This window comes from Qipengyuania sp. NPDC077410 (assembly GCF_044543405.1).
Classification (GTDB): Bacteria; Pseudomonadota; Alphaproteobacteria; order Sphingomonadales; family Sphingomonadaceae; genus Qipengyuania; species Qipengyuania pacifica.
Map to the genome: position 1 here is coordinate 66,815 of NZ_JBITWB010000005.1, position 17,742 is coordinate 84,556.

Annotated in this window: 11 protein-coding genes and 1 pseudogene; 1 reads left to right on the forward strand and 11 read right to left on the reverse strand. The window is 62.3% G+C overall.

Annotated elements, in window-relative coordinates; translation table 11 throughout:
- Positions 1 to 43: 43 nt before the first annotated feature.
- From ACIGGE_RS17210 to ACIGGE_RS17250, 9 genes are all read right to left on the reverse strand, one after another.
- On the reverse strand, positions 44 to 1,297 hold the full coding sequence (locus tag ACIGGE_RS17210; RefSeq protein WP_397491251.1) for an MFS transporter: 1,254 nt from the start codon (positions 1,295 to 1,297) through the stop codon (positions 44 to 46).
- Between the two features lie 112 nt (positions 1,298 to 1,409).
- Positions 1,410 to 2,882 (reverse strand): MFS transporter, encoded by a 1,473-nt coding sequence (locus ACIGGE_RS17215; RefSeq protein ID WP_397491252.1) that lies wholly within the window; start codon positions 2,880 to 2,882, stop codon positions 1,410 to 1,412.
- Between the two features lie 8 nt (positions 2,883 to 2,890).
- Complete coding sequence (locus ACIGGE_RS17220; protein ID WP_397491253.1) at positions 2,891 to 4,366, reverse strand: MFS transporter; 1,476 nt, start codon at positions 4,364 to 4,366, stop codon at positions 2,891 to 2,893.
- Between the two features lie 4 nt (positions 4,367 to 4,370).
- Complete coding sequence (locus ACIGGE_RS17225) at positions 4,371 to 4,916, reverse strand: acyl-CoA dehydrogenase family protein (RefSeq protein ID WP_397491254.1); 546 nt, start codon at positions 4,914 to 4,916, stop codon at positions 4,371 to 4,373.
- Positions 4,917 to 4,922: 6 nt separating this feature from the next.
- On the reverse strand, positions 4,923 to 5,666 hold the full coding sequence (locus ACIGGE_RS17230; RefSeq protein ID WP_397491255.1) for an acyl-CoA dehydrogenase family protein: 744 nt from the start codon (positions 5,664 to 5,666) through the stop codon (positions 4,923 to 4,925).
- A 221-nt stretch (positions 5,667 to 5,887) separates the two neighbouring features.
- The gene (locus ACIGGE_RS17235) at positions 5,888 to 7,318 is read right to left on the reverse strand and encodes an efflux transporter outer membrane subunit (RefSeq protein WP_397491256.1); all 1,431 of its coding nucleotides are present in this window, start codon (positions 7,316 to 7,318) and stop codon (positions 5,888 to 5,890) included.
- An 11-nt stretch (positions 7,319 to 7,329) separates the two neighbouring features.
- Positions 7,330 to 10,518 carry an efflux RND transporter permease subunit gene (locus tag ACIGGE_RS17240; protein WP_397491257.1) on the reverse strand — a complete coding sequence of 1,063 codons (3,189 nt, stop codon included), beginning with the start codon at positions 10,516 to 10,518 and terminating at the stop codon, positions 7,330 to 7,332.
- Between the two features lie 51 nt (positions 10,519 to 10,569).
- Positions 10,570 to 11,898, reverse strand: coding sequence for an efflux RND transporter periplasmic adaptor subunit (locus tag ACIGGE_RS17245; protein ID WP_397491258.1), 1,329 nt, complete (start codon positions 11,896 to 11,898; stop codon positions 10,570 to 10,572).
- A gap of 225 nt (positions 11,899 to 12,123) precedes the next feature.
- A complete protein-coding gene (locus ACIGGE_RS17250) occupies positions 12,124 to 12,723 on the reverse strand; it encodes a TetR/AcrR family transcriptional regulator (RefSeq protein ID WP_375246834.1) in 600 nt (199 codons plus the stop codon).
- A 164-nt stretch (positions 12,724 to 12,887) separates the two neighbouring features.
- On the opposite strand from ACIGGE_RS17250, the gene ACIGGE_RS17255 reads away from it, so the two are divergent.
- Complete coding sequence (locus ACIGGE_RS17255; RefSeq protein WP_397491259.1) at positions 12,888 to 13,304, forward strand: response regulator transcription factor; 417 nt, start codon at positions 12,888 to 12,890, stop codon at positions 13,302 to 13,304.
- Positions 13,305 to 13,350: 46 nt separating this feature from the next.
- On the opposite strand, the gene ACIGGE_RS17260 is transcribed toward ACIGGE_RS17255, so the two are convergent.
- The gene (locus ACIGGE_RS17260; RefSeq protein WP_397491260.1) at positions 13,351 to 17,247 is read right to left on the reverse strand and encodes a PAS domain S-box protein; all 3,897 of its coding nucleotides are present in this window, start codon (positions 17,245 to 17,247) and stop codon (positions 13,351 to 13,353) included.
- A gap of 117 nt (positions 17,248 to 17,364) precedes the next feature.
- Positions 17,365 to 17,742 (reverse strand): annotated as a pseudogene (locus tag ACIGGE_RS17265) (glucose/galactose MFS transporter); the annotation flags it as partial.

The following is a 17,742-nucleotide window of genomic DNA, read 5'->3' on the forward strand; positions in this document are numbered from 1 at the left end:
GCAGAGCGATGGAAAGTCTGCTCCTCGCCAATTTTGACGCGGCCTAGATCGCGGGCTCCCGGTGGCGGGGCTCCCGTACTTTCCAGATCAGAAATATCAGGGCCGCTATCACCGCGGCTAGGACAATGGCGAACAGGGGCTTGAAGCCGCTGGTTGCTACGAGCACTCCGGCAAGGACGGGGCCGATCGCTGCGATTACGCCTTCCAGCGTCGTCACGAATGCGAGCCGCATGGGGATATCTTCGACATTGCCGAATTCCAGAACCATCGTCGTTGACGCGAGCATCCAGCCCGACCCGCCAACGCCGAGGAGGACGAAGGCCGCATAGATAGGAACGGCGGAATTGCCGATAATGAGGGTGGTGACCCCGAGGATCGAGCTTGCCAGAGCAAAAACGTAGATGATCTTGAAGCCCCAGCGATCGCCCAGCGGCCCCCAGAAGATGTTGGATACCGTATCCGACCCGAGGAATACAAAGCTGAGCCCTCCGATCAGCGCCCCATCGAGGCCGAGCTGGGTCCCGGCATAGATCGTCCAGAAAGGCGCGCCGACACGGGCCATGGTGGCAAAGCACTGGACGACGAGAAACCACGCGAAATCGCGGTCGTGCAACAGTTCTGGGAACTGCCGGATGCGCTCTCTCATCGGCATCTGAGGGCGCGATGCCGGTGCGGCAGGTTCGCGGATCATGGTCTTGAGCACGATGAGCCCTGCACTGGTCAGCAGGAAGGCAAACAGGAAGGTCGTGGCGTAACCATTACCCAGCCATTCGTCGGCGATCAGATAATTGCCTGCCGCCCAGGCGAGAACGGCCGCGATCAGGCCGCCCGCGAAATTGCGGTACCCCTGCAATCGCCCGCGTTGCCGTATCGGTATCAGCTTGCTCATGAGCATCTGGAACGCGACCCGCTGTGCACCGGTGAAAAAGCCCAGCATCAGGAAACATGCAAAGGTCGCGAAGAGCAGGACATTGCCGGTCAGAAAATATCCCGTGAGCGCAAGGCCCAGGATCATCAGTCGCATCATGGAACCGACGCGGATGGCGTAGGGCAGGATGTGGCTGCGATGCTCTATCCGGGCGCCGCTGGCGATCGGGCTGATGGTGGCGCCCAGTTGCAGCAGCGCCGAGCCAAGGCCGACTGCAGCTGTGCTGCCCGTGAGCAGCAACAAATAGGCGGGAATGATGGTGGGCGCATAGATCAGGCGAAAGCCGGTCATCCCCAGAACGCCGTGAATGAAATTGGCGCGGTAATTACGCTTGAGGTTATCGTCTACGAACCGCGCGTGATCCGCCATCGCGCGCTGCTGCACGGTGCGCAGATCTTCCAGCCCTTCGGGATTTTCCAGCGGGTCCAGTGTCAGTACTCACCCTGGAGCGAAATGCCTGTGCCGGCCATCTGCCCGACCCTCACGATGGATCCGGAATGTCGTCGGCATTGCTCGCAGCGGCGCGGTCGCGTTTCTCGAGTTCGGCCAAGCTCGCTTCGTGCGTGGTCCTGTCGATGCGGTAGGCGAACAGGAACCCGGCCCCGCCGATATAAAGCACGATCAATGTGGGCACGTAGACGGTGGCCAGAAGTCGCGGGATGGCAGGATCGATGGTGGCCGGTTCCATTCCCGGTACGATGCCAACGAACGCAACCAGCATGCCCGCAGCGAACACGCCGATCCCGGACGTGCTTTTTTGCATGAGCGTGTTCGCCGCGTAGAACAGGCCTTCGCTGCGGCGCCCCGTCGCCAGTTGGCTTTCTTCGACAACATCGCCGACCATCGCGTGGGTCAGGACTGCCGACGAAACGCCGCACATCTGAAACACGGTCGAAAATGCAAAGAGGGCGGGCACCAGCAGGGGATCGCCATTGTCGAAGAAATGGCCGGTAAGACGAAGGACGTAGGGCGCGCTGCCGAATATCACGGCGATGATGGCAAGGCCGAACGCCGCGTTCCGCTTGCCGATTTTACGCGAAGCCCATGGCGCGATGAACAGGGCAAGGAATGCCCCGGTGAGCGAATCTATGGTCAGCACGGCCAGTTGGGCCGAATTGAGACCCCACAGGTAGGTGCCGAAATAGATATTCAGCGCAGAGGTCATGCCGACGGAGGTGTATTTTAGCACCCCGAAGGCGACGATTGCCAAAAACCCCTTGTGCGCGAAGGTGCTCTTCATCTGCACCAAAGTGCGGATGGGGCCGATCTTCTCACGCGCAGGCGGCATGCGGAAGTATTTGACCCGGTGCAGCGTTCCCAGGCTGGAGATGAGGATTGCGGCAAACATGATGGCCGCACCGACAATCGCGAAAAGGCGATAGCCTTCGGGATTGAGCTGGCCGACCGGATATTCCGCGGTCGGCGCGAGGAAGACCAGCAAGGTCAGGAACGCCATGCCGACGCCGCCGAGATAGGCGAAGAAATAGCGGAAACTGGCGATCGAAGTGCGTTGGTCGTAATCGCTGGTCAGTTCAGGCGCGAGAGCGCTGCTCGGAATTTCGAAGAAGGTTATGAAGGTCCTGACGCAGCAGCCGACCACGAGAATGTACCAGAAGGTCTGCATCTCGCTCATCCCTTCGGGCGGGAAGAACAGGAATAGCAGGCTGCCCGCGGCCGGGATCGCGCTCAGGAACATGAAGGGGTGGCGTCGGCCCCATTTGGTCCGGACCGTGTCCGACCACTGCCCCACGATCGGATCGGAAATCGCATCGACGCACAATGCGACGAGGATTGCGAATGACACCAGATCGGCGCGGATGCCGATGACCTGATTGTAGTACAGAAGAAGAAACGAGCGGAAGGCGACGTCCTTGACGCCGTAGCCAACCGAACCGAAGCCGTAGAACAGTTTGGTCCATAGCCCGAGTTTGGGGGCTGAGCGATCTGCGATCATTATTATCCTTACCTGGCGGGGGAGCCAAATGCGCCATCGCGGATGGCTTGCTCTCGGGCCTGCGCCTCGCGCGACTTCAGGCGATCGACGTTCTCACGATGGCTGGCCTCGGTGATGGGATAGAGCAGCAGGAACAGCGCGCCGATGATCCACAAACCGCCGGAGGCCGGTATGTAGTGGATCAGCAGGCTCTTCTGCATCGCCACCGTCACCTGGTCGACGTCCACCCCGGTCGGGAAATCGGACAGTTCGAGCACGATCCCTGCCATCATGATGCCGAGCCCGGTCGAACATTGCTGCATGAAACTGGACGCGGCGAAGAACACCCCTGCGGTATGCTGGCCGGTCCGCACGGCGTGATCTTCCACCACATCCGCCAGCATGGAAGAGGTGTTGATCAGCGAGGTCGCGATCATGGCACCGTAGACTGCGCCGATGATGAAGAGCGTGGGCAGCAGCATCGGATCGCCCGGCTGGAAGAACAGGTCGAGGTAAGTCAGCAGTAGCGGCGAAAGGCCGAGCAGAATGCCGCCTATCGCCATGAACATCGATGTGTTGCGCTTGCCCAGCCAGCGCGAGAATTTCGGGGCGAACGGCGCAGCGATCGTTGCAGCGACCAGACTGTCGAACGTCAGCAGGGCCAGCTGTCCTGCACCCAACTTGAATACATAGGTGCCGAAATACAGCGTCGTTGCGGCGTAGAGCCCGATCGCAGTGTATTTGCATACGCCGAATGCGAAGATCGCGAGGAAGCCGCGATTGCTGAACGCGCTGAACATCTCCTTGAAATGGGACGTCGGCGTGGCGCCTTCGCCGGGTTCGTCGCGCTGGCGCAGATACGGCACGCGGCTGAGCGTGCCAAAGCCGCACACCAGAATGGCCGCGAAAATGAGTGCGCCGCCGAGCCATGCGAACTTCACATAGCCTTCGGGATTGAGCTGGCCACGGGCGTATTCGGGCGTGGCAACGAAGAACACGGCAAGGGAAAAGGCGGTGAAGCCGAAGGTCCCGACATATCCGAACCAGTAGCGAAGGCCGAACAGCTTCGTGCGCTCGGCATAATCGTCGGTCAGTTCGGGATTCATGGCGCTGGAGGAGATTTCGAACGCGCTGATCGAGGTGCGCGTCAGGGCCGCGATGGCGAATACCCAGACGCCCATCTGGATGTCGGTCAGCCCGGTGGGCGGAAACCATGCCAGGATGAAAAATACTGCCGTCGGAAGCGCAGATCCGAGAATGAACGGATGCCGGCGGCCGATCCGCGATCGGGTCATGTCCGACCAGCGGCCGATGAAGGGATCGGCCACGGCATCGACCAGCAACGTCAGCGCGATCGCGGTCGAAACGATGGATGCCGGGACCCCCAGCACCTGATTGTAGAACAGCAGCAGATAGGTGGAAAAAGCGGCGTTCTTGACGCCGTTCGCCACTGCCCCGAAACCATAGCTCAGGCGCTGTCCGCGCGTCATCGCTGGCGTCGGCACCGGCTTACTCCGCCGCCTCCACCAGTTCTTCGAGCGGGTCGTACATGTCCCGCGCCTTGGCCCGGCGCTCTATGAGCGAATAATCGGGGAACATCGGATCGGCGACGTCGCGATATTTGCGCAGGTGCTGCTTGGCGACGGTGACCTTGTGCACTTCCGTCGGCCCATCGGCGATGCCCATGACCATCGAACCGATGAGGCTGCCGACGAACGGCATTTCATTGGATACGCCCAGCGATCCGTGGATGTGGATGCAGCGGTGCGCGATGTCGTGATAGACCTTGGGCATCAGCGCCTTGATCGCGGCTATGTCTTTGCGGACCTTGCGGTAATCCTGATATTTATCGATCATCCACGCGGTTTTCAGGACGAACAGCTTGAACTGTTCTAGCTCGATATAGCTGTCGGCAATCTGCATCTGGACCGCCTGGTAATCGGCGATCGTGCCGGTCCGCGTCTTGCGACTGACAGCGCGCCGGCTCATCGCATCGAGCAGGCGGCGGCAGTTGCCGACGGTGCGCATGGCGTGGTGCACGCGCCCACCGCCCAAGCGTGTCTACGAAATGGCGAAAGCACCGCCCTGTTCACCCAGAAGATGATCCGCCGGCACACGCACGTCGGTGTAGCGCACATAGCTTTCCGAACCGTCTTCCTGGCCATAGACGCCGACGTTGCGGACAATTTCGACCCCCGGCGTATCGACCGGCACGATGAACATGCTCATCCGTTCGTGACGGGGAGCATCGGGATCGGTCACCGCCATGACGATGAGGAATTCCGCCCAGCGACCGTTGGTCGAAAACCATTTCTCGCCGTTGATCTTCCAGTGGTTGCCGTCGAGTTCGGCCTTGGTGATGAAATTGGTCGGATCGGATCCGCCCTGCGGTTCGGTCATGGAGAATGCCGAAACGATTTCGTTTTCGAGCAGCGGCTGCAGATACCGTGTTTTCTGTTCGGGCGTTCCGTAATGAGCGATGATCTCTGCATTGCCGGTATCGGGCGCCTGGCAGCCGAACACGATCGGGGCGAAACTCGCACCACCGAGGATCTCGTTCATCAGGCCCAGCTTGACCTGACCATAACCCTGACCGCCGAGCTCCGGGCCGAGGTGACACGCCCACAGTCCCCGGGCCTTCACCTCTTCCTGAAGAGGGCGGACCAGCTTGTTGCGGCGCGGGTTCTTCACGTCATAGGGATGGATGCCCAGCAGGCCCAGCGGTTCGACCTTCTCGCGGACGAATTCGTCCATCCAGTCGAGCTTTTCTTGGAATTCAGGATCGGTCTCGAAATCCCAGGCCATGCAAACATACTCCCAACCGACGCACTTTTGCGCGTTCGCCTGCAAGCATACCTAGTTTTCAGATCGGGGCAAGGCAATGATCGCTGGGCAGCAGTGATTACCTTTGCCCGGCGCTCACCAACCCTACAGCAACGTCACCAGCAGGATGATGGTGGTCGCCCCGAAACCCACGGCGCCTGCCCGAAAAGCGTCCGCATGCACGCGCAGCAATGCCTTCAGGTTCAAGATGCCGTCTCCCGCTCGGCCGACCATGAACCGCCCAGAGCGCGGAACAGATCGATCTGGCGGCTCGAGACGAGCGCGTCCTGATCGGCCAGTTCGGCCCGCGTTTCGGCAAGCGTGCGCTCCGCATCGAGCAAATCCAGCGAATCGATAACGCCCTCGCGGTTCTGGGCGCGGGTAATGCGTACCGCCTTGGTCGCTGCCTGCATCGCCTGCTCCAGAGACCGCCGCCGCTCGATTGCCCCGGCATATCGGGACAGGGCGGTTTCGGTTTCCTGCAAGGCATTGAGGATCGCCCCGTCGAATGCTGCGAGCGACCCGCGCGCGTCCGCTCTGGCGGCATCGATGCGCGCGAATACCGGTTCCCGGTTGGGGAAGACCCAATCGATCAACGGTCCCAGGATGAAGCCGAGCGGACCGCCGGAAAACAAATTGCTCACGCTGGATGCTGACGATCCGACGGAACTGCCCAGCGTTATGCGCGGATAGAGATCGGCGCGGGCAACCCCGATCCTGTCGGTATCGGCAAGCAACCGCTGCTCTGCCGCGCGGACATCCGGCCTGCGTGCCAGCAATTGTGTGCCGTCGCCAACGGGCAAGGGGGCAGCTATCTCGAGCGGAATCGAGCGCTCGCCCGAAATGGCGGGCAATTCAGCAGGCGTGCGTCCGGTAAGCGTCGCCAGCGCGAACAGGGCGGCGCTGCGCTGCGCCTCGATTTCCGGGATGGTGGCGGCCCGCTGGTCGCGAAGGCTCTGGATACGGGCGACTGCCAGCCCGTCTGCCATGCCCACCTCGTGGCGTCGCCGTGTCAGACGAAGGCTGTCGTCGAGCAGGGCGACAATCGATCGCGCCACGTCGATCCGCGCGGCAGCGCTGGCGGCATTGGCATAGGCCAGCGTCGTATCCGCTACGACCATGACTCGCACCGCATCGGCGTCCGCTTGCGCCGCAGCCAGATCGTTACGAGACGCGCTTATCTGACCGCTGACCCGCCCGAACAGATCGACTTCATAAGACACATCAGCACCTAGCGAAATGCCGGTACCCGTCCGGTCGGCTCCGGGGGGTGTCTCCAATTCCGGTGTTCTGGAATAGGCGGCTGATGCGGTCAGGCCCACGGTCGGCAGTCGGTCCGATCGCGCACCGCGCAGGGCTGCGCGGGCGCGGTCCATCCGCGCTACCGCCTGCCGGATGTCGGTATTCGCGCCCAGCGCATCTGCAACCAGTCCGTCCAGTACGGGGTCTTCGTAAAGCCGCCACCAGTCCTGCGGCAGCGGATTGGCGGTCACGATATCGGTTTGGGCGGAAAGGAAGGGGCCGGAAATCGCGCTCGGGGACGGGGGGGAGGGAGAGACGCGATCCGGCCCCACCGCGCAGCCCGAAAGGGCAAGCGCGGAAACGGCGGAAAGGATGAAGGTGCGATATGCCATGATGAAATGTCCTATTCGGCTGGCTGCACGGTCAGGCCGGGTGCCTTTCGGCTCCAGCGGCTGCGAAGCTCGGCCACGCGGTCGCCCAATACGCGGCAGACCACATAGAAAGTGGGAGTGAAAACCAGTCCGAACCCGGTGACGCCGAGCATGCCGAAACATACCGCCGTACCCAGCGCCTCGCGCAGTTCCGCTCCGGCTCCGGTGGCAATTACCAGCGGGACGGATCCCAGAATGAACGCGAAGCTGGTCATCAGGATCGGCCGCAGGCGGGTGCGTGCCGCTTCCACTGCGGCAGCCGCGGGCGAAAGGCCGTGCAGCTTCTCACCCTGGCGGGCGAATTCAACGATCAGGATGGCGTTCTTCGCGGACAGGGCGATCAGGACGACAAGGCCGATCTGTGTAAGCACATTGTTGTCCATGCCCATCAGGTTCACCCCGGCCATTGCCGCCAGCAGACACATCGGCACGATCAGGATGATCGACAGCGGCATGATCAGGCTCTCGTACTGTGCGGCCAGCACCAGGAAGACGAGCAGGACCGCCAGTCCGAAGACATAGGCCGCCGTATTGCCGGTGGTGGCCTGCTGATATGCAATGCCCGTCCACTCGGTCGAATAGCCTTGCGGAACCGTCGTCGACGCGACCTTTTCCATGGTCATCAGCGAATGACCGGTCGATCCGCCCGGCGCCGTATCGCCATCGATGGCCACGGCAGGGGCGAGGTTGTAGCGCGATACGCGGTACGGCCCGGTGGTGTCCGTAAACGTCGCAAGCGAGCCGAGCGGAACCATCGATCCATTGGCTGAACGGGCATGGAGCCCGGCAATGTCGCTCACATCGTCGCGATAGTCCGCCTCCGCCTGTGCGGTCACTCGGTACGTGCGGCCCAGCAGGTTGAAATCGTTGACGAAGGCGCTGCCGAGATAGACCGAAAGCGTATCGAAAATGTCTGCCGGGGCCACGCCCAGCATCTGGGCCTTGTCGCGGTCGATATCGGTCTTCACGCGGGGCGTGCCCGTGTCGAAGAAGGTATAGACACCGGCCAGACCTTCCTGACCATTCGCCTTGGCAATGACCTCATTGGCGACCTGCTGCATGCCGCGATAGTCCTGGCCGGAATCCGCTTTCAGCATCATGCGAAAGCCCCCCGCCGAACCGATCCCCTGGATCACGGGCGGTTTGACGATCATCAGGCATGCTTCGTTGATGTCCGCAGTGGCGGCTTGCGCGGCAGCGATAAGTTCGTCGATCGATTTGCCGCTACCCTTGCGGTTCTCGAATTCGTCGAGCACCCAATAGGCGGCCGCCGAACTTGCGGACTGCGTTTGCGTCGTGCCGTCGAAGCCCGACAGCATGACGGTGCCCTTGATGCCTTCGATCGGCAGGACGCGCTCGGCCACCTGCTTCATCACGGCATCTGTTCGCGTGGTCGACGACCCGGGCGGGAGCTGGATGACGGACACGAAATAGCCCTGATCCTGCTGCGGAATGAAGCCGGTTGGCGTCGCGCTGAGCGTTAGGGCGGTAAGGCCGATCAGCAGCGCATAGGCCGCCATCATCCTGCGCGGCATGGCGACCAGCCGCGCCGTCAGGCGGCCGTACCAGTCGCTGAACCGTTCGAATGCATTGTTGAACCGCTGCCCGGCACGGGCCAGCCCCTGCCGCCAGCGCGGCGCATCGGCGGGCAGATCTTCATGTGGACGCAACAGCAGGGCCGAAAGGGCCGGCGAGAGCGTCAGCGACACGAACAGGGAAATGGCTGTCGCAGCCGAAATCGTAACCGCGAACTGCTTGTAGAATTCGCCCGACAATCCGCCCATGAACAGTGTGGGGACGAACACGGCGCACAGCACCAGGACGATGGCGATCAGGGCGGTCCCGACCTCGTCCATGGATCGGCGGGCCGCTTCGAGAGGGGAATACCCCTGTTCCAGATTGCGCTCGACATTCTCGACCACGACGATGGCATCGTCGACGACAATTCCGATCGCGAGCACCAGTCCGAAAAGCGACAGATTGTTGAGCGAATAGCCCAGCATGGCGAGCACGGCGAAAGTCCCCACCAGCGATATCGGTATCGCCAGCACCGGAATGATCGATGCGCGGGCCTTCTGCAGGAACACCACAATCACCAGGACTACCAGCACGATCGCTTCCAGCAATGTGTGCAGGACGGCGTCGATGCTCTGCGATATGAACTCGGTGGGATTGTAGACAATGCGGTATTCCATCCCCTGCGGGAAGGATTCCGAAAGGCGGGTCATCGTTTCCTTGACCCCCTCGGCCGCCTCCAAAGCGTTGGAACCCGGCTTCTGGAATACGGGCAAGATGACCGAATCCATGTCGTTCAGATAGGCCGACGTGGCATAGTCGGTCGCGCCGATTTCGACGCGGGCGACATCGCTGACGCGGATCTGGCGTCCTTGCGCATCCGTGCGGATGACGACCTGACCGAACTGCGATGGATCGGTGAAGCGGCCTTGCGTTTCAACGTTGAGCTGAAAGGCGCTTTCAGGGCTTGGCTGCTGCCCCAGCGTGCCGGCTGCGACCTGCACGTTCTGCGCCCGCAGTGCGCGCACGATGTCGCTGCCGGTCAGTCCGCGGGCGGCGGCGCGGCCCGGGTCAATCCAGACGCGCATCGCCAGTTCGCGTTGGCCGAACAATTGCACATCGCCGACCCCTTCGAGCCGGGCGAGCTGATCCTTGATCCGCGTCTGGGCGTAGTTCGAGATATATTCGCGATCGAGCGACCCGTCCGGCGACACCAGATTGACAACCATGAGGAAGTCGGGCGTCGTCTTGCGGGTCACGATGCCGAGCCGCTGGACTTCTTCGGGTAGCCGGGCCTCGGCAATGGCGACGCGGTTCTGAACCAGCACCTGCGCATCATCCAGATCGGTTCCGGGCGCGAAGGTGACGGTAATCGTCATGCGTCCATCGCCCGTGGATTCGCTGGACTGGTACAGCATCCCATCGACGCCGTTGATTTCCTGCTCGATCGGATTGGCGACCGTATCGGCAACCGTTTCCGCCGATGCGCCGGGATAGACGGCTGTGACCGTCACCGTCGGCGGGACGATGTCCGGATATTGGCTGATCGGCAGGAAGAAATATGAAATGGCTCCGACCAGCGTGATCAGGACGGCCAGTACACTGGCGAAGATCGGTCGATCGATGAAGAAACGTGACAGTCGCATGGACGCACCTCGGGTGTGAATTGCGGATTGGTCAGGCGGGAACCGGGCCGGTTATTCGGCGAAGGTCGCAGCCCCAGCGCGGAATTTTGCCGGTGGCGATTTGGCCATGCGTGTCTCGGCATGGGCGGGGGCAATGGTCCCCTGCTGCGCGGAAACCTGCTGACCGGGCATGGCCATCTGGACGCCCTTGATCACCACCTTCTCGGTCGGCTTCAGGCCGCTCTCGATCACCCGCAGATTGCCGATCTGGGGCCCCAACTCGACTGAACGTGCAGCGACCTTTCCATCCTTTTGCACCACCAGAACCAGCTTGCGTGTCTGGTCGGTCGTGATGGCGGTATCTGGAACCAGCATCGCCTTGTGCGTGCCGCCAGTGGCCAGCCGCATCTGGCCGAACAGGCCGGGCGTCAGGAACCCGTCGGGATTGTCGACCAGTGCGCGCGCGCGGATCGTACCCGATTCATCGTCGAGCCCGTTGTCGGTGAAATCGAGCTTGCCGTACCAGGTATATTCGGTCTCGTCCTGCAGGCGGATTTCCACGGGCGTACCCTTGTCCAGCCCTTCGCGCTGGGCTTTCAGGAACAAGGCTTCCGATCCGGTGAATTCGAAATAGACCGGATCGACGGCGTTGATGATCGTCAGCAGGGTGGCCTGCGAACCGCCGCTGCCCGACACCAGATTGCCTGCATCGACCCGGCGATCGGAAATCCGCCCGGAGATCGGCGCGCGGACCGTAGTGAATCCCACGTCCAGTGCGCGGGCCGATACCAGCGCCCGTGCCGCGGCGAGGCCGGCCTCGTTATCGCGCACCTCCGCTTTCAGCCGGTCGATTTCGTTGGCGGCAACCGCGTCGTCCTCGACCAGCCGCTGCGCACGGGCCAGATTGTCGCGCGAGAGGGCAAGCGCAGTAGTAGCTTGAGCGACCTGTGCCTGTGCCTGCGCCAGCGAGGCGCGATAGGTTCGCGCATCGATCGTGAACAGCGGCGCACCCTGCCGGACGAACTGGCCGTCGGTAAAGTGGATGGCGGTTATCTGCCCCGACACCTGCGGGCGGACTTCGACACGGCGGCTCGCTTCGAAGCGGCCGACGAATTCGTCCCATTCGGTAATTTCCTTCTGCAGCGGTGTCGCCACGGTGACCACGGGCAGGGGGGCTGCTGCAGGCGCAGGTGCGCCGCCGCCCAGGACCCACCAAGCGGTGATCGCGGCGAGGACGATCAGCACGCCGATCCACACGCGCATCAACCGCGACTTCGGCTGGCGTGCCGTCACCTCGGCCGGATCGTAGCCGCCGTCCTGTTCGCGCTCGTCGAACTGCTCCTGCTCGCGGCGCTCTGCCGCTGCTTCGTCATGGTACCTGTCGAAGGGGGTATCGAACATACGCTGTTCCCTGATCTTGTTATGCCGCACGACATCGCTTTCGAAAGCGCGGCTTTCGAAATTGAACTCGCAGTTATTCCGGGATCGGGCGTGCCCATATCATCACGCGTGACCGACGGGAGTCGGCCCGACCAACAATCTGTACCGATAAGTATGTAATGCTGCGTTCAGGTCAAGGTATTTTTCTGTACCGACCGATATTATTTTCGCAGATCTGGATGTCCGTCAGGCAGACGGCCAGGAAAGTAATGCAGAATCAGCAACTTGCAAAAGCTCGTCGCGGCTCGCACCCGATTGGGCCTGGACCGAGATGCCTTGCATAATGGCCAGCAGATAGCGCGTGATCGCCTCCGCCTCGGTCGCCACGCGGAATTCGCCGGCGTCGATCGCCTGCTGCATGCGCGCGATGATCGCCCGCCGGGAGGATTCCGCCCGTGCGTTCACATCGTCCCTGATCGAAGGCTCCACGCTCTGGCAGGCAACCGAGGCGATCACGCCCATGCAGCCCTTGCAGTCGCCCGTGGTTGCGGCATCCACCGAGCCCATCAACAGGCGCTCGGCAACGTCGCGCGCCGTCGGCGCCTCGATCGCATCGCCGATATAGGTCAGCTTGTCGCGTTCGTAGAGGTCGAGCGCCTGCCGGAACAGCGCTTCCTTGTTGCCGAAAGCGGCATAGAGGCTGGGCCGCGTTATGCCCATTTCGTCGGTGAGATCGGAAAGCGAAGCGCCCTCGTACCCCTTGGCCCAGAACACGCGCAGCGCCGCGCCAAGGGCCAGCTCGGTATCGAATTCTCTGGGACGTCCTCGGCTTGCGACTTTTTCCATACCGTAGAGTATAGAAAATGCGCGCGGGTTTTCAAGGCGTTTCGCGCCCGGCCTCGGTCCGCTGAGCGCGGCTTTACCGCACCTGCACGTGTATTCCCGTAGGGCGCCTAAGCATCTGCTATACCATATTGTTGCTAGCGCTTACGCAAGTAAGGAGATGCTGCATGCCCAGGATAATCGTCGCTGAAGATGACGAGATCGTCGCCGAGATCGTGCGGGACACTCTCATTCAGGCTGGACACGCCGTGGGTGTGGTTCAGGATGGGGCGGCTGCGCTCGACGTCATCCGGGCCAAGCGCCCGGACATGGTCATCCTCGATTGCAGCCTGCCCAGCATGACCGGGGTCCAGATCGTTCGCCAGATGCGCATCGACTATGATCTCTGGGAAATCCCGGCCCTGATGCTCACCGCGCGCGTCAGCGCATCCGATGAAGACCTCGCCATGTATGCCGGGGCCGACGAATATATGCGCAAGCCCTTCGATCCCAAGAAACTCCTCGCAACGGTCGACGTGCTGTTGACCGAAGCACTTGATCGCAAGGCGCTCGAAAAAAGGCCGGCCGGCGCCCGCGCCATCTGATCCCATTATCAGACATTCGGGGCAGGGCGGGCCTGCCCCCGTACCTTCAGGCCGCTTCGTCCAGAACCGACAGGCTGCGCGAGACGAGCACCAGGCGGCTTTCCGCTTCGCCGGCCTCGCCCAGCTCATGCTCGATTTGCGACGCCAGTGAGCCGAAATGCGCATCACCGAAATAGGCGGCCACACCGGCAATCTGGTGCAGGGCACTCGCCAGTTCGGGCCAGCGCTCCTCGACATTGCTGTCGTCGATGGCGCTTATCAGTTCACGCAGGTCGTTCTTGCGCTTGATATAACGATCGCGAAGCCGCGCCGTGTTCGAGACACCGGGATCGATCGAAACGCCGGGCTCGGCCGCCATCCGCCCCGCCTTGTCTGCAAACCGTTCCACATTGCTGGTGAGGTCGCGATACGAGAACGGCTTTGCGATATGCGCCTGCATTCCGGCCGCCCGGCACCGGGCGATATCGTCGGGATAGGCATTGGCGGTCAGCGCGATGATCGGCAGGTCCTGCGGGCCAAACCCTCGATTACGCAACTCGCGGGTTGCAGTTAGTCCGTCCGTTCCCGGCATCTGCACGTCCATCAGAACCAGATCGTACGGCTTTTCGTTATGCGCCGCGGCGATCACGCGTTCGATGGCAATACTGCCATCCTCAACAATGGTGGCATCGTATCCGGCCTGTCGCACCATGGCCGCGATCAGCTCCTGATTGATCGAATTGTCCTCGGCGATCAGCAGGCGAATGGGGGAATGCGCCGCATCTGCCCGGTCTTCGCATTCACCCGCCACATCCTCTTCGTGTCGCGGCGCGTCACATGGCACCAGCGGCATTGTCACGCGGAAGGTGGAGCCTTTGCCCACTTCGCTTTCCACCGTCACCTCGCCGCCCAGCAGTTCGGCAAGCTGGCTGGTGATGGACAGGCCAAGGCCGGAACCGCCATATTTGCGGGCGGTCGATCCATCGGCCTGCGTGAACTGATGGAAGATGGTTTCCAGATGATCGGGCGCGATGCCGATACCGGTGTCCGCGACCGACAGCTCGAACCTGGTGCCGCACGCACTGGGCGCGACGCGTACGCTGACCGTACCGTGCGCCGTGAACTTTATCGCATTGCCCACCAGATTGAGCGCGATCTGCCGCAAGCGAAGGCGGTCGCCGACCACCCATTTCGGAAGGTCGTCGGCAATATCCAGTTCCAGAGCGACCTGCTTTTCCCTGGCTACGGCTTCCATCAGCCGCACCACGCCGGTCAGCTTGTGGCGCACGTCCACCGGTTCCTGCGCCACGCGCATCAGCCCCGCCTCGATCTTCGATATGTCGAGGATGTCGTTGAGCAACTGCATCATGCCGCGTCCGGATTCGTCGATCAGGCGCACGTAATCCGTCTGCCGGTCGCTCAGATCGGTCTTTTTCAGCAGCTCGGTGAAGCCGAGCAGGCCGTTCATCGGCGTGCGAATGTCGTGGCTCATGTTCGCCAGGAACGCGGATTTGGCCGTGGCGGCATCTTCCGCCGCCAACCTGGCTGCGCGAAGTTCGGCTTCGAGTTTCTTGGTGTGCGATACATCGCGGATGGAGGCGATGATTTCGACCGGCCGCCCGGTGCGATGATCGTGCACGGGCGCGCAATTGGCTTCCATCCAGCGATACGTATCGGGCTCGTCGACCGAAGCCGCGCGAAACGCGATCAGCGCACGTTTCCGGCTGCCATCTGCCAATGCGGCGAAAGCGTCATGAACGCTCGCATCGTCGTCGGGATGGAATCCGGTCAGCAGGTTGGATCCGATCAGCGCACTCAGCGGCAGTTCGAACAGATCCCTCGCCGATGGCGAGGCGTAAACGCAGGTCCCCCTCAGGTCGAGACGCACCACCGCATCGGTGATGTTTTCGGTGATCAGGGTCAGTTGCTCGTCTCGCCGGGCCAGGGCGGCGATGGCTTCATGATGCTCGGTCACGTCGATGTTCACGCCGATGAAGCCGGTGACCTGTCCGGTCTGGTCGAATTCGGGCCGTCCGATGGTGTCGACCCACACGATCGACCCGTCGCCGTGAAGCCAGCGGAACTCCAGACGGCATTCCGTCCGGCTTTCGACCGCACCGGTCCATTCCGCATGCACCCTGTCGCGATCCTCGGGATGTACTGCGCGGGCCCAGCCGTCGCCCTGCCATTCATCGGGTTCCAGCCCGGAAAGACGCAGCCACGCCGCGTTGACATAGGTGCAGCGGCCTTCGGTATCGGTGCGGAATATGCCCGCAGGTGCCAGATTGGCCAGGGCCTGAAAGCGGCTTTCGCTGGCCTCCAGCTTTTCGCTCGCCTCTTTCTGCTCGGTGATATCGACAGCCGCGCCGTAATATCCGGTCACGGCACCATTCTCGTCGAACTCGGCCGTATTATAGGTATCCATCCACAGGCTCGACCCGTCCGGCGCCCGAAATTCCAGCGTACGCCGCCGGACCATGCCAGGTTCGAAGCCCCTGAAAGGCGGGTCGGCCTGTATCGCCTCGAGCGATGCCAGCGCATCGACCCATCCACGCCCAAGCATTTCGTCGACGGTTTTGCCGACCTTGTTCGCCCAGGAAGGATTGATGAAGGTCAATTGCCCCTGACCGTTCGCCTGGAAAATCCCGATGGGGGCGGATTCGGCAAGGGTGCGGAATCGCTTCTCGCTATCCGACAGGGCCTTTTCCTGACGTATCTGCTCGGTCACATCGCGGATATTTCCGATCGTCCCGGAAAATCGTCCGCGCTCGTCGGTTGCCCGCCGGATGCTGACCTCGATATGTCTGCAGGCGCCCCATTTATCGATGAAACGCTGGGTCAGGGTCGTCTCCCGAAGCTCTCCGCTCACGAGGGCGGGGTAGATCTCACCTGCCGCTGCAAAATCCTCGGGCACCAGCAATTTCGTGGTGGGCCAGCCCAGCGACTCCTCGACAGTGTAGCCCGTCAGCGCTTCCCATGCGGGGTTGAGCGAGGTCCACCGTCCGTTCTCATCCGTGCGGAAGATGATTTCGCGGATGTGATCGAGGATTTCCTGCTTGTCGTCCCGGCTCTGGCGGATCAGGTCCCGGTCGCGGATGCGCCCTTCCAGCATGGCGGCGACCGGCAGGCCGATCGCAAAATTGCTGGCGAGGAATATCTGGAAAGCGAACAGCTTGTCTTCGATGGACCCGCGCACCAGCGTGATCGGCCCGGTATCCAGGGACGTGGCAATCGATGCGATTGCGGTCACGATTAGCACGGCAATGGCCGTTCCGTTCATCCCGGTCCGGAAAGCTGCATAAAGGACCAGCGGACAGGCCAGGAACAGGAACGGATATTGCGACTGGGCGAAGACGACGATGCTGCCGCAGATGACGATCGCAATCATCGAAGCCCATTCGGCCGGGCGATGCTTGGGCGGCAAACGGCGTTCACGCCACGCGTCGATCCCGATCAGGGCAAGCGGCAGAATGATCAGCAGGCTCAGCCCGTCGGCCAGCACCCATCTCTCCCATTGCTGGAAAAACGTCGCTGCATCGCCCCCGGATAATGCCAGCGCGGCAATGGTGGCCGAAATGCCGGCGCCGCTCAGCGCGGATACAAGCAACCAGCCATGCGTCCTGATATCGTTGACGTCGGGATGTTTGCCGCAGCATGTCTGCATCGCCCAGACGATCACGGCGATCTCGGCGGCATTCGCCACCGACAGGGCCATGGCAATGCTCCATCCGTCCCCGATCATCCGGTTCACCGCCAGATCCGCCGCGGCGCAGGCCAGGATGAAATAGTCACGGCTGTCCGACCGGCTGCGGATCAGCAGGGCTGCCACCACGGCGTTTGGAATCCACAGCAGCGCAATGCGTTCGCTTGCGCGCATCAGCGTCATGCCCAGATATGCCAGCATCGCGAACAGGAATGCGACGGCGATGATGGCAATCAGGTCATTGCGATTGGGTCTGGCCATATTCCGGAAATTCCATCGGTAGAATTCCGGCTGCTGTGCCTCACTTTGGTTAACGGCCAGGCAGGCGGCCGCTACCTGTTTTTCCGGAGGGGGCGCCGCACCGCCGCCCCCTCCCTGTCACGCAGTTGCGGGTTTTCGCGCGAAGAGGCCGAAGCTGGCGATGATGGCGTAGCAGATGGCGGGGAGGGTGAGGGCGAGGGGGAGGCTGCCGGTGGTATCGGCGAGGACGCCGAACAGCAGCGGGACGACCGCGCCGCCGAAGATCGCGACATTGATGATGCCCGATCCGTCCGCCGCGCGCGAGCCGAGCTTCTCGCAGGCGAGCGAGAAGATGGTCGGGAACATGATCGAGTTCATCAGGCCCACGGCAAGGAGGCTGTAGGCGGCCAGCGTACCGGAGCTGTTGGCGCTGATCAGGATCAGCAGGATCGAACCGGTCGCGTTGAAGGCGAGGATCTTGCCGGGCGAGAAGAGGCGCAGGAAGTAGGAGCCGAT